Consider the following 15866-nt stretch of genomic DNA (forward strand, 5'->3'; position numbering starts at 1 on the left):
TTTACAGGTTATTACGTGTGTTTTACTATAAGGATGTAGTGTTTGCGGTAATGAATAAAATGAATAAATAAACACTATTCAAAAGAAAAACCTGATACTGATCAATAAAATTAAGTTTATTATTAGGAAATATTTAACCTTTAATCATGTAATGAGTTACTGTGCCTAATGTGAAATATGCTTCAACTAACCACTTTCCCTTTGTCAAGCCGCAATACTTTATCAACGCTGTTGGGTATCTCATGCTGGTAGTGGGTTACATAAATGAGGGTAACATTACTCAAACTGCAAATGGTATCAACCAGGTTTTTAAAATGGAGCTGCTGATGATCGTCCATGCCCTGGCAGGGTTCATCAAAAATGAGTAGAGCCGGGTTTTTGATCAGTGCCCTGGCCAGTAAACATAAACGCTGGGCGCTTGCCGGTATATTTTTTAACAGGGTGCGGGCATAGCGGTCAATCTCCAACGCTTTCATCCATCGCAGGGCTATAGCTGCCCGCTCCTGATTACTGGGCCTGAACAAACCCAGGGTATCATAATAGCCCGATTCAATTACCTGCAAACAACTATTATCGGTAGGGAAGTACTGGTGCAGCTCGGGCGATACAAAACCGATCTTCTTTTTAATATCCCAGATACTTTCGCCGGTACCGCGTTTTTTATCAAACAAAATAATGTTATTGGCATAAGCCTGTGGATTGTCGCCATTAATGAGGCTTAATAAAGTAGATTTACCCGCACCATTGGGACCGAGCAGCGCCCACCTGTCGCCGGTTTTTATCTGCCAGTTTACATCATCCAATATCACCTTGTCGCCATATTGAATATGCACCTTATCCATGGCTACTATCTGGTTAAAAGCAATGGGATTTTTATTGATGTTGAGTAATGCGGTAAGTTCCTGGTTGTCAATGTTGTCTGCTGTGTCTGTTGTAAATAATTCCGGGTTAAAAGCTGCCCGGGGACTTTGATGGATGATTTTTCCGCTTTTTAAAACCGCTATGTGGGTAATAGCTTCGGGTATTTCATGTACAGATGTAGCCATGATAATGCTGATACCGGATGCGGTGACCTGCTCAATAATACCGTTAAATTCCTGCCGGGTTTTCACATCCAAACCGGTTAGGGGATTGTCGAGCAATAATAATATGGGATTTTTGAGCAGGGCGGCGGCCAGCATTAAGCGCTTGGTTTCGCCGTTGGAGAGTTTGATGAGCTGCTTATCATGTAAAGCATGTAGATTCAGCAGGGTTAGTATTTTATCCAATGTCCACTGCGTATCTGGCCGCGCGATGCTTTTAACGGACAATAAATAATCATCAACAGTTAAGGCATCTTCAGAATCTGAGGAATTGTATCGTTGCTGATAATAAAAATCGGTCGTGTTTGAAAGATTCCGGAAATGGTGTTTAGGTTCAACCAGGGATATCAATTTGTTAGGCAAATTCTGACCATTTTCGGCAACCAGCAAGTTTGTAACATCATCCTGAAAGTGATAATTTATAGTGCCCCCGGTTATATTAAAACGTCCCGCAATAGTTTGTAGCAAGGCGCTTTTACCTGAGCCGCTTTCGCCAATTAAGGCCCAGTGCTCACCTTTGTTTATTTTAAAATTAAGCTCAGTGAACAAGGTATTGGTTAAAAACCTTACGGTAGCATTATTTATTGAAAAAAGCATATTAAACATGGCTTTATAAGTAGGTGGTAAAAATACTTATCTGCCTTAAAAAGCCTGTACAGTTTTACCTGATTTTTAATAATGTCATTGTATACAGCTAAAAAAGAAGCGATTTTTTGAGTATTTAACTAAAGCAACGATTGGTTTTGCCTGTCTGTTATTGCATATAAAAACAAAAAGCTGCACACTGCTGTAGTAAATAGTATCACCAAATAAATAATCAACATATGAAAAATGCACATTGGATACTTATTGCCTTATTGCTGTTCACCATGAGCGGCTGTTCTGTGATTGAAGGGATATTTAAAGCCGGCGCCATTACCGGTATTATAGCAGTAATTGTAGTTATTGTGGCACTCATCTGGATCATCTCTTTGTTTCGCGGGAAATCATAAAATTAAATTTATAAATAGGATAAATTATTTATTTAAAATTAAACAATTTAATTTTAGCTGTGTTGATTCTGTATAAAACTTACAGTTATGGAAAACACACAAGCAACAGCCGAGGTATTGAATGATTTAATACAGATTAATAATGACCGCATTGAAGGATATACGCGAGCTTTGAAAGACCTGAAGGATAATGAGGGCGATCTTAAAGAGCTATTTACCACAATGATAGGCGACAGTCACCGGTTTAAGGTAGAGCTCGGTACCGAAATTGAGGTATTGGGGCATGACATTGATACCGGAACAAGCACCAGTGGTAAAATTCACAGGGCATGGCTTGATGTTAAGGCAGCTTTTACTGCTCATGATACCCATGATATATTGGAGGAATGTGAGTTTGGAGAAGATGCCATTATTAAAGCCTATCGCAATGCCCTTGAGGAAGAATACCTGCCGGCTTATTTACGCCAGGTAATAAATACACAGTTGGATAATCTGCTTGATGCCCACGATGAAATAAAAGCGCTGCGCGATCAGGTTTAATAAAATACCTTTTTATCTTGATACCAAAAGACCGGCTACCATCTGACCGGTCTTTTTTTATTGTTAACAGATCTCATTGCTAAACTTTCTGGTGCTATACTTACCGATCTGGTTGAAATGTTGGTCACAAAAAAAACGCCCTGGTAAACCGGGGCGTTTTTTGTTCTAAAAAATGAAAAATTACATTTTTTTAGTAGTGTCTTTTTTAGTGGTATCCATTTTAGAAGAATCAGATTTAGCTGAATCAACCGCAGTGGTTTTAGCTGAATCCATTTTAGCTGAGTCCATTTTAGCTGAATCAGCAGAACCTGCTGAACCAGAACCTTTACAAGCTGCAAATGAAGTAGCGATAGCCAGGGCTAAAAAGCCAAGTTTGAATGAATTTTTCATGTTTAATTTTTTAATAAGTGATTTAATAGTTTCTTGTTAATACGGTAAACAAAAAAAGGTAACCCATAATTTTTAAAAAAAATTACAGGTTACCCTTTATAAATTAACGAATAACTAAAAAACCAATATAAAAGGTGATTGAAATTTATATTTCAATCACCTTTTATATTGTGGTATAATTATTTTTTAGCAGTAGTGTCTTTTTTTGCAGTGTCAACTTTAGCTGAATCAGTTTTAGCTGAATCAACAGCAGTAGTTTTTGCAGAATCAACTTTAGCTGAATCAGCTTTAGCAGAATCAGCACCTGAAGCTGAACCAGAACCTTTACAAGCAGCGAAAGAAACAGCGATAGCTAAAGCTAAGAAACCTAATTTGAAAGAATTTTTCATTTTGTGAGTTTTAAAATTTAAATATTTTGTGATCGTTTTTCAGGAGTTAATACTTTTAGGAATAAAAGGTAACCCAACTTTTTTAAGGAAAATGAAAATATTTTTTTTACTGTTCGTAATTTCTTGTGTTATAGTCTTTTAAATAACGCTGATTTATGCTTTTTTTCCTTAAATATCAAGTGCATTTACAGTATTTCTATATATCCATCGGTTCCGTTCACCCGGATGCGCTGCCGGTCTTTGATCAGTTTGGTAGCATTTTCCACGCCAACAACTGCCGGCAAACCGTATTCACGCGCTATAACCGCTCCATGGGTCATCAATCCGCCAACTTCGGTAACCAGACCTTTTATAGATACAAACAATGGCGTCCAGCTGGGGTCGGTAAATCGGGTTACTAATATATCCCCGTCTTCCAGGTCAGCGTCTTCCATGTTCAGGATCACACGCGCCCATCCCTCTATAACTCCCGAAGAAACCGCCAAACCTGCAATGGCCCCGGCCGGGAGATCCTCCAGTTTGTATTTACCGGTAATAATTTCACCATCAGACGTCATAATACGCGGAGGAGTTAATTTTTCATATAATTTGTATGCCTCTTTTCGTTTATCAATCATCTGGTAATCCAGTTGATGGGTGCGTACAACTTCGCGCAATTCTTCAAAGCCGAGATAGTAAATATCTTCTTTTGCATGAATTACGTTGGCTTGTATAAGCTTTTCGGCTTCTTTTAATAAAGCCTGCTTATAAACAAAGTAGCGGCAAATTATAGCGTATTTAGGATATTCGCGATAGCCGGCAAAATTCCTGATCAGGTCTATCATCCGTTTTGTTTCTTTGGCTTTTTGTTCGCCATCAGGTAATAGCGCCAGCCTGGCTAATAAGTCCTGCTCTTTTTTCAAAGCCTCCTGCCGCCCTTGCTCAAATCTCCGGCTGCCTGCCCCGGCCTCAAAGTTTTTCACATTATTGAGCAAAATAGGGACAAGCGTAATTGGTTTTTCGCTCCAGCGGTTTTTGGTAATATCAATTTCCCCGGCACATCGCATACCGTATTTACTGAGATAAATATCGATGGCATCCCGGATTTGCTGCCCGCCATCAAATTGAAGCAGTCCATCCAAAAAGTTGTCATCCTGTGCCTGTTGCAAATATTCAATTACAGCCGGGTAAGGACGAATTACATCGGCAACATGCAGTAGTTCTAGCCCCATTTCAGAAGTAATATTGTTTGGCACAGATTGAGCAAGCGTATCCCCCGCATTTTTCTCACCTAACCATTCGTTCATTTTTTCGTTGACCCACGATAAAGCATTCATCCCGGTCATAATCACACCAAAACTTGGTGAATCGGCTGAAGTTTTCTTGAGCTGCTGGATATCCTCCAGGATAAAATCAAACACATCCGGTCCCGATTTTAGCCGGATGTTTTGCTTTAAAGATTCTATCCATGTTTGGCTGCTCTTGATCAGATCAGAAACGATGGTTGGGTCGTAGTCGTTTAGTGTCTCATAATCTCTGTGCGGCGCGTTGGCAGTGCTTTTAGCGAAACCCGGTTCTTCTTTATCATCCGGTAATGGTTTTAGAAAATCGCCCCGTTCAATAATGCTTGTAAGCGCGTCTTTGATGAGCGGATCGGATTTTCCAAGAACGTTTAGCATCGTGTGTCTGCCCGCAGCTGAAGCCAGCATTGGTGTAATATCAACAAATAGCCTCCCGCCAGCCGTACGCATAGGGGCAGGGGTGGTTAACAGGAAAAAAGACAATCCCAATGGTTTCATGGCATCCGTCATCATTTGCTGATGACCGACAGACACATATACATGATTTTCCTGATCATCAACTTCAGGAACCGGATATAAGGTAGTGATGGAGCGGCTTTGTACAATATAAAATGTATCGCCGGCCAAACACCATTCGATGTCCTGCGGGCTGCCGAAGTGTTCTTCGATCTTTCTACCTATCCGCTCCAGCTGCATGATCTGTTCGTCCGTCAGCACTTGTTTATTCTGTTGTTCAGGCCCGATCTCCTGTTCTTTGGTGCCGCCATCTTTTACGGCATAAATAGCCAGTTTTTTGCTGGATATCGTTTTATCTATGATGTGACCGTTACTCACTTTATAAAGATCGGCACTTACCAGGCCCGAAACCATAGCCTCGCCAAGCCCGAAACCGGCATCAATGGATAATACTTTCCGGTTACCGGTAACAGGATCGGCAGTAAACAAAATTCCCGCCGCCTCTGGGAATACCATCTGCTGCACAACTACCGCCAGGTATACCTTACGGTGGTCGAAACCGTTTTGAATACGGTAAGTTATTGCCCTATCGGTAAACAGCGATGCCCAGCATTTACCGATATGTTTGAGGATAGCCTCCCTGCCAATAATATTCAAATAAGTATCCTGCTGGCCTGCAAAAGATGCCGTTGGCAGATCCTCGGCCGTAGCGCTGGACCGGACCGCATAAGCATTGTTTTCATTGAACCGGGAGAGAAAGCTGCTAACCTCTTCGTCAATTTCCCGGGGAATGGTTATCCCTTCAATTATCCCGCGGATATTAGCACTAAGTTGAGTGATCTTATCCCGGTCCTCCGCTTTCAGAAGTGATAGCTGCTCAAGTAATTCGTTAACCGGCGGCGATTCATTAATGACTCTTTTAAAAGCTTCGGTAGAGATGCAAAAGCCATCCGGTACGCGGATCCCGTCGATCCTGGAAAGTTCGCCCAGATTGGCGCCTTTACCCCCCACCATGTTGAGCTTTGTTTTGTCGATATGCTGAAAATCAAATACCAATGAACCCGTACTGGTTGTGTTTCCCATAGTTTTTATTTTGTTTATAATTTGTTTTTAGATAGATCGTGATCAGGCTTGGAAGTGCGGATGTTTTAATAAAAAAAACAGCACCGAATATCCAAAAGTATCTGATAGCCAGATATCAAAAAAGCATTTTGTACTATATTTTTTTTCGCGCAATAATTGTCGCGAACATTGCGTTAACCTTACAACAAGTGACAAATAAAAAGACCCACTAAATGGCAAAAGCCGCTCCCGGAGAGCGGCTTTTTTAATGCTATACAAATCTTAGAAGCTGTCTAAAACCAAAGGTTATTCATTGCCGTTGACTTTAGTCGACGGTAAAAAAAAGTATTAAGGCGGGCTTCAGCCTAATTATCCAGGTGGTGTTTTGGCTAAAGCCCCTTAATTTTCAATTATTATTCCGTTGACTAAAGTCAACGGCAATGATTTTTACATCACATATAAATAATCTAAATCAAATTTAGACGGCTTCTTATACAAACAATTTCTCTCCAAACCTTTCCCGTTTTTTTTCGGGAATGGCTCCAGCTAAGCTTTGCTTGTTAGCATTCGCCGCTTATTTTTTAGTTGAATCGGAAAGAACAGCTGTTGCAGAATCAGCCGCCGCCGCGGTAGCAGAATCAGCCGCAAGGGTTTTAGCCGAATCAATTTTAGCGGCGTTAGTTTTGGTAGTATCAACCGGGGTTGAATTAGCCGGAGATTTTGGAGGATCGCAGGCTGTGAAAAAAACAGCGATAACTAATGTGGCTAAGCCGGTTTTGATAAGTGTTTTCATTTTTGGTACGTTTTAAGTTTTAATTGTTTTTTTGATGTTAATACAATGAAAACAAAAAGGTAACCTCACAAGAGTAATAGCCCATAATTTGGCAGAACAGGCTTTGTTGAGAAATATCATGAAGCATAGCCGACTCACCCGGTCTACGCTTCGCTGGACCACCCTCTCTACGGCATCGCCGCAAAGAGGGTATGGAAAATAAAAGTAAAATCCCCTCTATGCGCGAAGCGGAGAGAGGGGTGACGAGCGTAGCGATGTCGGGGTGAGTCGATACGCGTATTTGATTCTTTTCTATATCATAGGGCTATTGCTCTCACAAGGGTACCGGGGGTGGAAGCACCCGGTTGACCCATGGTTGACGAAATGTTTTTGAGGCTGGTTTTTTTATTGCAGATTTGCCATCTTATAAAAAAGCGGTTAAAATAGCCTTGGGTTACCTTGTTTAAATTATTGTATTAAAACGGATGAAACATTCGGGCTTATAATTGTTACAACACCAAACTATCCATGTTGATGCTAATGATTTATTTTAGGTAAATTATTTTTTATAATGATGGGTTACAATTTCATATAAATAGTATTAAGAGTGAATAAAGAGTTAAAAGCTTCGGCACCAACAGATAGCGAGATAGTTCTTGGTATACTCAACAACTCGGAAATAGTGTTAAAAAAGTTATACACTACCTATTTTCCGATGATACTACAGTTGATTGTCAATAACAATGGAGATGAGGATGATGCCAAAGATATTTACCAGGAAGCGATCATCGTTCTTTACAATAAGATCAAGTCGGGCAAGTTCGAACTGAGCAGCAAGCTTAAAACATATATTTATTCGGTTTGCCGCAGGCTTTGGCTCAAAAGGCTGAGCCACATGAACAGGTACGGGGGCGATATCCGTGATTTTGAAGAGTACCTGCCTGTTGAAGAAGAAATTGATGACCATAATGAGCGGGACCTGCAATTTGGTAAAATGGAAAGCGCCCTGCAATTGCTGGGCGAACCCTGCAAAACCATTATGGAAGATTTTTATATACATAACAGATCAATGCAGGATATCTGCGAACGTTTTGGCTATACCAATGCTGACAATGCCAAAACTCAAAAATATAAATGCCTGCAAAGGCTGAAAAAGTTATTTTTTCAGCAGAAATAAGGAAGGAAAGCAAAGAGATGAGTGATAACCAACTTACGGAATTAATTGAAAAGTACCTTGACGGCAGCATGACCGCCGAAGAACGTACCCAATTTGAATTGCTCCGAAAAAACGATGCGACTGTAGAAAGCCGGGTTGCTGAGCACATGCAGTTTATTGGCTTACTAAAACAATACGGCGAACGCCTGGAACTGGAGAAACGCCTGAACGCTATTCATGATGAGATAGATGTGCATGCCTTGAAAGAGGAAGTAACCATACACCCAACCTGGGTAGTGCGCATGTGGCGTAATCACCATTCTAAAATATCGGTTGCTGCTTCGATAGCTATATTTGCTGTGTTGGGTACCTTGTTTTTTACTGGTAAATTAAATAACCACGAATCGAATTTTGAACGGTTAAGCCAGGAGATAGGTAATCTGAAGCATTCGCAGGAAACGCTGAATACCCGTACTAACAATATTATAAAAGATATAAAAGGAAGCAGAACCAACCCTGGTAATTTCAGAGGGACGGGTTTTGCATTATCATCAAACGGGTATATTGTAACCAATTATCATGTTATTAAAGATGCAGATTCTGTTTATGTGCAAAATGCTGCCGGCGAATCATTCCATAGCAAAGTGATCTACACCGAACCTGCAAATGATATTGCCATATTACAGATCAATGATTCAACTTTTACAAAGTTAGGCACTGTACCTTATTACTTTAAACGTTCATCTACAGATCTTGGTGAAAACGTATTCACCTTCGGTTATCCAGACGGTAAAGATGTTTTTGGACAGGGTGCATTAACCTCTTCAACTGGTTACCAGGGTGATACTACCGAATACCAGGTCTCAATACCGGTTAATCCGGGTAACAGTGGTGGTCCGCTGCTGGATGATAAAGGCAATGTGATCGGGATCATCAATGCCAAGCAAACACAGATAGCCGGAGCAGCGTTCGCTGTAAAATCGGCTTATTTGCTCAAAGCGATTCAAAATATACCATCCGACTCTTTAGACAGGTCGTTAATCTTGAGTACAAGGAATACCTTGGCTGGCTTAGGTCGTAAGCAACAGCTAAAAAAACTTAAAGACTATGTTTTCATGGTTAAAGTTTACAATTAATTTGCCCAATCCAATAAAAGTTAATATATTAAAATGAAAAGGAGGTACCGTAAGGTGCCTCTTTTTTATTGACCTAAAAAACCACCGCCTATGGCGGTAGGTCATGGTCAAAGGCTAAGCCGGTTTTCGTAACTTAGCATAGTGACGAAGTATAAAAAATTATCACATAGCTTTTACTATTGTGTCTATCACATTGTTTGGACACCGAAATACCGTTTCCGGGTTTTGCGTGATATTGTAGCAGATGCCCTTGATGATAAGATACGTTCGCTCTGTGCATGGAAAGATGTAGAAATATTAGAGATGAATATCATTCCAGATCATGTGCATTTAGTGTGTAGTATAGCGCCGAAGATGAGTGTAAGTGAGTTTATGGGGATACTCAAAGGTAAGACGGCGATGATGATGTTCAAGAGTTATCCGACGTTACGAAAAAAACCTTACTGGGGGAATCATTTTTGGAGTAGGGGATATTTTGTGAGCACAGTAGGAGTTGACGAAGAACGGATCAAGCGCTATGTAAAATATCAGGAGGATGAAGATCGGAAAGAAGATGGCTCAACAGATCTGAAACTATTTTAATGAATGTCCCCTTCAGGGGTAAAGCAAAAGCCCCCACCTCAGGTGGGGGTTGTTTACGTCGGAATTCGGATATTCGATTTCGGATTTGGTTTATGTCTGAACCTTGATTTATCGGATTACCAGATTACTATGATTTAAGCGAACAAGAAATCATTTAATCTTCTCGGCAGGTAAATCAAGGTTCAGGAATCCGAAATCGAACATTCTACTTGCGCTCGTTTGTAACGAGTGCTTATTGTGGGCAGGCGATTGCATCGCTCTTGCGTTTTAAACGCAAACCCATGTTAAGCGCTCGTTACAAACGAGCGCAAGGATATTGAACTTTGAATGCCGAAGTTTTTTACCTTCATTATTCGAAATTCAATATTGGATGTTCGATATTGTTTTTTAAGTTCCCCCTTCAGGGGGTTAGGGGGCTCTACCTGTCCACTTCGCCCAACACAAAATCAATGGAGCCTACAATGGCAATCAGATCGGCGATGAGTACGCCTTTGGATATTTCGGATAATACGGAAAGATTGTTAAAGCTTGGTCCGCGTGCTTTTACACGGGTTGGAATCTCCGATTTGCCATCGGCTATAAAATAAAAGCCCAGTTCGCCTTTAGCTCCTTCGCAACGAACATAATAATCCTGCGCTTTGGGGGTTATTTTACGCGGCATTTTAGCTCGCGGATCAAAATCGGGAGTACGTTTCAGTTCGTTTTGCAGGCGGTCGAGGCATTGTTCCACTATGCGTAAGGATTGTTCAATTTCATCCACCCGCACCTTGTAGCGGTCCCAGCAATCACCCACGGTACCCATAGCGCCTGTGCCAACGGGGATCTCAAAATCAAGCTCAGGATAAGCCGAGTAGTTATCGATGCGCCTCAGATCCCATTTAAGTCCCGACGCCCGCAGCATAGGGCCGGAGCAACCGTAGTTAATGGCCACATCCAAGGGCAGTACCCCAACATTGGCCGTTCGCGATATAAACACCTGGTTATCGGTAAGCAGCTGGTTAAGCTCTACCATTTTAGGTTTAAAATACTCTACAAACTCGCGGCAACGTTCCTCAAAACCTACCGGCAGATCATAGAACAAACCGCCGACCCATATATAATTGTACAGCATACGCGAGCCCGAGGCCCATTCCAGCATGCCCATAATATGTTCGCGGTCCCTGAAACACCATAGGAAAGGGGTGAAAGCGCCAATATCAATACCATAAGTACCAATAGCTATGAGGTGCGATGCAATGCGGTTCAGTTCGCAAACCAGCACCCGGATATATTCTATCCGTTTAGGGATCTCCTTATCAATCCCCATCATCCGCTCCACACCCATTACAAAAGCGTGGCTGTTGTTCATAGATGCCAGATAGTCCAGCCGGTCGGTAAAGGGAATGGTTTGCTGGTAGGTTAATGATTCGGCGTGTTTTTCAAAGCAGCGGTGCAGGTAACCGATATGCGGGATCACCTCTTTTACAATTTCGCCATCGGTTATCAGCTCCAAACGCAAAACACCGTGGGTAGACGGATGCTGCGGCCCCATGTTCAGCACCATATCTTCTACGCTGGCTTCAGCTATTTTTTTATGGTAGTTATTTAAAGCTTCTTCGTATTTCGGATTTGTGATCACCAATGTTGTATGCTGTTTTGTAGGTTTCAAAAATCAACATTTTTTTGGTTTGTAAGGCTAAAAATCTATAAAATAGGGAGCAATGATTTTTGGAGCAAGGAACAAAGACTTGTTCGCTTTATCTCTATCCATTTTTCAATCCTTGCTCTTTAATCCCAAAATCCTTATTCCCCTTTAAAGCCTCTCCAATTTTACAGCTTTGTGTAGCCACTGCGGCATAGGCATACATTGCCAAGGCTTTCAGTTTACTGTCGCGTTTTTTAAAGGTCCACACATCTTTCATAAATTCCTTGTGGTTTTTGCTGTTCAGGGTATCAAAAGCAACAGAAATGGTGGGCGTAAGTGAATAAGCCGTATGCCAGGTACCAAAGGGGATAAACAAAGTTTCACCTGGACCTACCACGAAATTGATCGGGGTGGCATCTTTAAACAGCGGATATTTGTCGTAATCGGGTTCAAAAACATTGAGCTCCGAGCGCCATGGATCATCGGGGCGAGGGTAAAGCAGATGTTCCTGTCCGCGCGGGAAAACAGTGAAACGCTTTTCACCATACAATTGCGTTATCCAGGCATTCAGATGATAATAGTCGATATGCATATAAGGGAACTTACCGCCCGGGCCGCCCACAAACATTTCGGTAGCGGCGCCCCATTTACCAATGCTGAACATTTTATTCTTTAGCCAGTTGGGTGATGCATAGTTCAAATCAAGCGGATCAAGCAGGGGCAGTATCTCGGGCAGGGTACCGGGGATATTGAAGATGATAGGGTAGGGCGCCGGATTCTCCTCGGTAGCGGCTTCCACCATATCCATTACCTGCTGCATGGTATAAGTGATGCCCCGGCAATCGGTTTTGCGGTCGGGGTAATTGGTCCGGAACCAATCCGGACTAAACAGCCCATTAGCCTTCCACACTTTGGCAGCATTGGTAAACACCAGCGGGATGCCAGGCTTATAATGCTCTTCCATAAACTCCTCATAAGTAATATTGTCTCTTCTGATGATATCCATATTAAACGGGTTGCAGGGTGATACAGGTTTAGTAAGATTAAACTGTTAGCTTAATAATTAATTGATTTCTTTAAAGTTAGGAGGCAGATGGGCTTCAACTGTGTTACGCAGAATAGCATTTGAAGGTTGTAAAATAACATGAAGATTGGATGAACAAAATGCATAGCCGGATTTTTGGCTACAATAAATATCCCATAACTTTTACTAAAATAACCCCTTGTTTAAATACCTTTGGCTTAATGAAAGTATCCGGATTTACCTTTATCAGAAACGCGGTTAAAAACGATTATCCCATTGTTGAAGCCATTACTTCTATTTTGCCGCTTTGCGATGAGTTTATTGTGATGTCCGGAAACTCTGATGATGATACCCGTGAATTGATCGAGGCCATTGGTTCGCCCAAGATCAGGATCATTGATTCGGTTTGGGATGATACCCTGAAAGATGGCGGGCGGGTTTTTGCCGTAGAAACCGACAAAGCTTTTGATGCCATATCGCCGGATACCGACTGGGCTTTTTACATCCAGGGTGATGAAGCAGTGCACGAAAAATACCATCCCCTCATCAAAAAAGAAATGGAGGAGGCGCTGAACAAACCTAATATAGAAGGGTTACTGTTTAAATACTTGCACTTTTATGGCTCCTACGATTTTTACGGCGATTCCCGTCGCTGGTATCGTCGTGAGATCCGCCTGATGAAGAACATTAAAGGAATCCGGGCCTATCGCGACGCGCAGGGTTTCCGGCTAAACGACCGTAAGATCAAGGTAAAACTCATCGATGCTTATATCTACCATTACGGCTGGGCCAAACCGCCGCAGGGATTGAACAATAAGATCCGCAACTTCAACAAGTTTTATCACGACGATGCCTGGATGGAACAAAACCTGCCCGAAACCTTTGAGTTTGATTACGGCAATGCTGATAAACTGGTGCGTTTTAATGGTACACACCCGGCGCCTATGCAAAAGCGCATAGCCGCCACCAACTGGAAGATCGATTTTAGTACCAAGGCGTTGCGCAAAAACATGACCTTTCGCCGTAAATTCTTGCAACGCGTAGAGCAGCTGACAGGCTGGCGCATAGGCGAATACCGCAATTATGAAATAGTAGAACGGTAAAATGGGACAATTTTTTGATATCAACAACCGGACAGAATTGCGCGAGTTACTATTATCGCTTGATCCGCAAACTACGCCCATTTGGGGTAAAATGAAACCCCAGCAAATGGTAGAACACCTGGTTGACCAGGTGGAATGGACAAACGGCAAAAAGATACCTTTTTGTGAGCAGCCGGCCGACAAAGCTTATCAAATGAAACAGCTAATGGTATACTCCGACATAGAGATAGGGCGAAATGTAGTTTTTCAAGAACCGCCTGAGCATTACCAGTACCCTGATATAGTAAGCGCTGTAAACCAACTAATGCTAGAGCTGGAAGCTTTTGATCGTTATTTTGAACAACCCGGCATCACGGCCATCCACGGAGGCTTTGGCCCCATGAATCACCACGAATGGCTTATATGGCACGGCAAACACTTTACCCACCATTTAAAACAGTTTGGACTGATAGCGTAGTAGAGGGCTGGCCTTGCGCGATTCCCCTCTTGAGGGGGTGGAGGGGGGTGTTTTTCCGCTTCATGAACACACCCCTGCTACTACACCATCCATCGCTCCCCCTCTCAAGAGGGGAGCAAAAAAGCAATATTTTTAGGAGATAAAATAAAAGCCCGGGGCCGTGTGATTCCTTCCCTCGGAGAAGGGGTGGAAGGGGTTTCTATACCATGTGAGCTTTCATCACGCATAAACCCCTCCCTGCCATCGCACACAAACCAATCGCACCCCTCCCGTGGGGGCTACTGTGTGGACACATCTTTTAGTTGTAATCTTGATAGAGTAGCCATCCTTCATAAACGTTATAGAATTTAGCCAGGCCCTTTTGCAAGACGATCGGGCCTGGTTTTCTTTGAGAAGTATACCCTTTCCAACCACCTATGCGTGCAATTATCCATGTTGCCCATTTCAGGGTGTTTACTTTTGCCGTGTTCTTTAACTTCTCTGTTGCCCCTTCCAACTTTTTGGCTATCATTTGTAAACATTTTTGTTCCTGGTGATCAAATACCTCATCTATAGATTGTTCATTATCATCCTGATATGCGAGCATCATCTGCAGGATACGCAGACTTGCCATCATCGCCAACAAAGTAAGTTTGCGTATAGCCCAACCTTGTTCCAGTTGAGATTTTTCGATTCTGAAGCCGTCTGTTTTAAGTAAACGGTGGATCTGTTCAATATGCCAGCGCTCTTTATACCAGCAAATGATCTGCAAGGCCTGTTCGGCTGTTGTTACTTCATGTGTGGTTAATATCCGCCAGTAAATACCTTTGTTTTGTTCAGCTGCCTCTACCACATATATTTCCTGAACGTTTGCCAATTGTTCATTTCTGCAGGAAACCGGCTTTAAAAGCTCAACCTTAGCCCATTTTAGCCCCATTCGAACAATACGCTTACTGCTGGCCTTTCTGATATCGCCCGCTACAGCAAGATCATAACTATACATAACAGGTAAGGCATTCAGGCAACCGCTTAGCTTTAATTTCCCGCTTATCAACCGGTCATGATTAGAGCGGATCAGTAAATGTACTTTGTCTTTTTCAACTACGTCAAACAGATCGTAAATGTCGCTTTCCCGATCTGCAACGATGGTTATCGCATTTGCCTGCTCCAATAACGCTTTACTCTGATTGGCTGCCGCTATCCATTTATAAGATTCTTTTTCCTGGATAGGTAAATGCTGATAATCACGATCATGTTTCCCCGGAGTATCTGCGGGCCTTTCCCATGTTTTAATATAAGAATAGCCCAATGCATGACTATGCTCTGCATCAACTACTAAACTACTATGCAACATAAAGCCCAGAATATCATCCCTTGAAGTAGTTCCTAATCCACTTTTAGGTTTAATTCGTCCCCGCTTGGATGAAAAGTTAAACTCTGTGGTATCTTGTATACACAATAAATGGCGGCCCGAACTTAATCTCCGGCAACGATCAACTATACTTTTTTCTATAGCGCTTTCGCTGAAACTTTCGTTGTTAAACAAACGATAGAAGCTTTTTTGTTCTGCATCTGTTTCTGTGATCTGTCGTAAACTACTATTACGGCCCGTGGTTAGCTTCCTTAATGCATCAGTCGCACGCCTTTCTATCCGTTTATCGCCAAATGCTCCCTTAAAATCAGGGTTCGAATTTATAGGTTCATCCATTTCGCAAAAATCGAACTTTTATAGCATACTTGTGTCCACACAGTAGCCCTACGGGAGGGAACTAAAAAAGAAATCCCCTCTTTCCGCCGCAGGCGAAGAGAGGGGGATCCAGCGCAGCGCAGATCGGGTGAGTC

General features: G+C 42.2%; 15 protein-coding genes. 7 read left to right on the forward strand and 8 right to left on the reverse strand.

Translation table 11 applies throughout. The features are described 5' to 3' along the window. Positions 1-182: 182 nt before the first annotated feature. Positions 183-1688, reverse strand: coding sequence for an ATP-binding cassette domain-containing protein (locus tag ACNURT_RS11165; RefSeq protein ID WP_419701811.1), 1506 nt, complete (start codon positions 1686-1688; stop codon positions 183-185). A 218-nt stretch (positions 1689-1906) separates the two neighbouring features. On the opposite strand from ACNURT_RS11165, the gene ACNURT_RS11170 reads away from it, so the two are divergent. Then, positions 1907-2074: a hypothetical protein gene (locus tag ACNURT_RS11170; protein WP_370998132.1), complete on the forward strand. Its 168-nt coding sequence runs from the start codon at positions 1907-1909 to the stop codon at positions 2072-2074. An 87-nt stretch (positions 2075-2161) separates the two neighbouring features. Further along, complete coding sequence (locus ACNURT_RS11175) at positions 2162-2614, forward strand: ferritin-like domain-containing protein (RefSeq protein WP_370998131.1); 453 nt, start codon at positions 2162-2164, stop codon at positions 2612-2614. Between the two features lie 180 nt (positions 2615-2794). On the opposite strand, the gene ACNURT_RS11180 is transcribed toward ACNURT_RS11175, so the two are convergent. The 4 genes from ACNURT_RS11180 to ACNURT_RS11195 all read right to left on the reverse strand — a co-directional run bounded on the left by ACNURT_RS11180 (position 2795) and on the right by ACNURT_RS11195 (position 6984). Then, positions 2795-3004 carry a hypothetical protein gene (locus ACNURT_RS11180; protein WP_370998130.1) on the reverse strand — a complete coding sequence of 70 codons (210 nt, stop codon included), beginning with the start codon at positions 3002-3004 and terminating at the stop codon, positions 2795-2797. A 179-nt stretch (positions 3005-3183) separates the two neighbouring features. Further along, complete coding sequence (locus tag ACNURT_RS11185; RefSeq protein WP_419701812.1) at positions 3184-3393, reverse strand: hypothetical protein; 210 nt, start codon at positions 3391-3393, stop codon at positions 3184-3186. Between the two features lie 185 nt (positions 3394-3578). Beyond that, positions 3579-6212: a phosphoenolpyruvate synthase gene (ppsA, locus tag ACNURT_RS11190; RefSeq protein WP_419701813.1), complete on the reverse strand. Its 2634-nt coding sequence runs from the start codon at positions 6210-6212 to the stop codon at positions 3579-3581. 553 nt (positions 6213-6765) lie between these two features. Continuing rightward, positions 6766-6984, reverse strand: a complete 219-nt coding sequence (locus ACNURT_RS11195; RefSeq protein WP_419701814.1) for a hypothetical protein — start codon at positions 6982-6984, stop codon at positions 6766-6768. A 586-nt stretch (positions 6985-7570) separates the two neighbouring features. Here ACNURT_RS11195 and ACNURT_RS11200 point away from each other — a divergent pair. The 3 genes from ACNURT_RS11200 (at position 7571) to tnpA (ending at position 9837) form a co-directional block, all read left to right on the forward strand. After that, the gene (locus ACNURT_RS11200) at positions 7571-8140 is read left to right on the forward strand and encodes an RNA polymerase sigma factor (RefSeq protein WP_370998126.1); all 570 of its coding nucleotides are present in this window, start codon (positions 7571-7573) and stop codon (positions 8138-8140) included. After that, a complete protein-coding gene (locus tag ACNURT_RS11205) occupies positions 8098-9255 on the forward strand; it encodes a trypsin-like peptidase domain-containing protein (protein ID WP_419701815.1) in 1158 nt (385 codons plus the stop codon). The genes ACNURT_RS11200 and ACNURT_RS11205 overlap by 43 nt, the downstream gene beginning before the upstream one ends. A 141-nt stretch (positions 9256-9396) precedes the next feature. Next, positions 9397-9837, forward strand: coding sequence for an IS200/IS605 family transposase (gene tnpA, locus ACNURT_RS11210; RefSeq protein WP_419699343.1), 441 nt, complete (start codon positions 9397-9399; stop codon positions 9835-9837). A 418-nt stretch (positions 9838-10255) separates the two neighbouring features. Here the strand turns inward: tnpA and ACNURT_RS11215 are convergent, their stop codons facing one another. Together ACNURT_RS11215 and ACNURT_RS11220 are read right to left on the reverse strand one after the other, a co-directional pair. Then, entirely contained in the window at positions 10256-11380 is a 1125-nt protein-coding gene (locus ACNURT_RS11215) for an NADH-quinone oxidoreductase subunit D (protein ID WP_419702127.1), read from the reverse strand. Between the two features lie 199 nt (positions 11381-11579). Next, a complete protein-coding gene (locus tag ACNURT_RS11220) occupies positions 11580-12467 on the reverse strand; it encodes a cupin-like domain-containing protein (RefSeq protein ID WP_419701816.1) in 888 nt (295 codons plus the stop codon). A 149-nt stretch (positions 12468-12616) separates the two neighbouring features. Between ACNURT_RS11220 and ACNURT_RS11225 the strand changes: the two genes are divergently transcribed. Both ACNURT_RS11225 and ACNURT_RS11230 read left to right on the forward strand, forming a co-directional pair. Next, positions 12617-13588 (forward strand): glycosyltransferase family 2 protein, encoded by a 972-nt coding sequence (locus ACNURT_RS11225; protein WP_419701817.1) that lies wholly within the window; start codon positions 12617-12619, stop codon positions 13586-13588. A gap of 1 nt (position 13589) precedes the next feature. Beyond that, entirely contained in the window at positions 13590-14045 is a 456-nt protein-coding gene (locus ACNURT_RS11230; RefSeq protein WP_370998121.1) for a hypothetical protein, read from the forward strand. A gap of 298 nt (positions 14046-14343) precedes the next feature. Here ACNURT_RS11230 and ACNURT_RS11235 read toward each other — a convergent pair whose 3' ends face one another. Next, positions 14344-15732 carry an IS4 family transposase gene (locus ACNURT_RS11235; protein ID WP_419699311.1) on the reverse strand — a complete coding sequence of 463 codons (1389 nt, stop codon included), beginning with the start codon at positions 15730-15732 and terminating at the stop codon, positions 14344-14346. Positions 15733-15866: the final 134 nt, after the last annotated feature.

It is taken from the genome of Mucilaginibacter sp. NFX135, assembly GCF_048565145.1.
In the GTDB taxonomy this organism is placed as follows: domain Bacteria; phylum Bacteroidota; class Bacteroidia; order Sphingobacteriales; family Sphingobacteriaceae; genus Mucilaginibacter.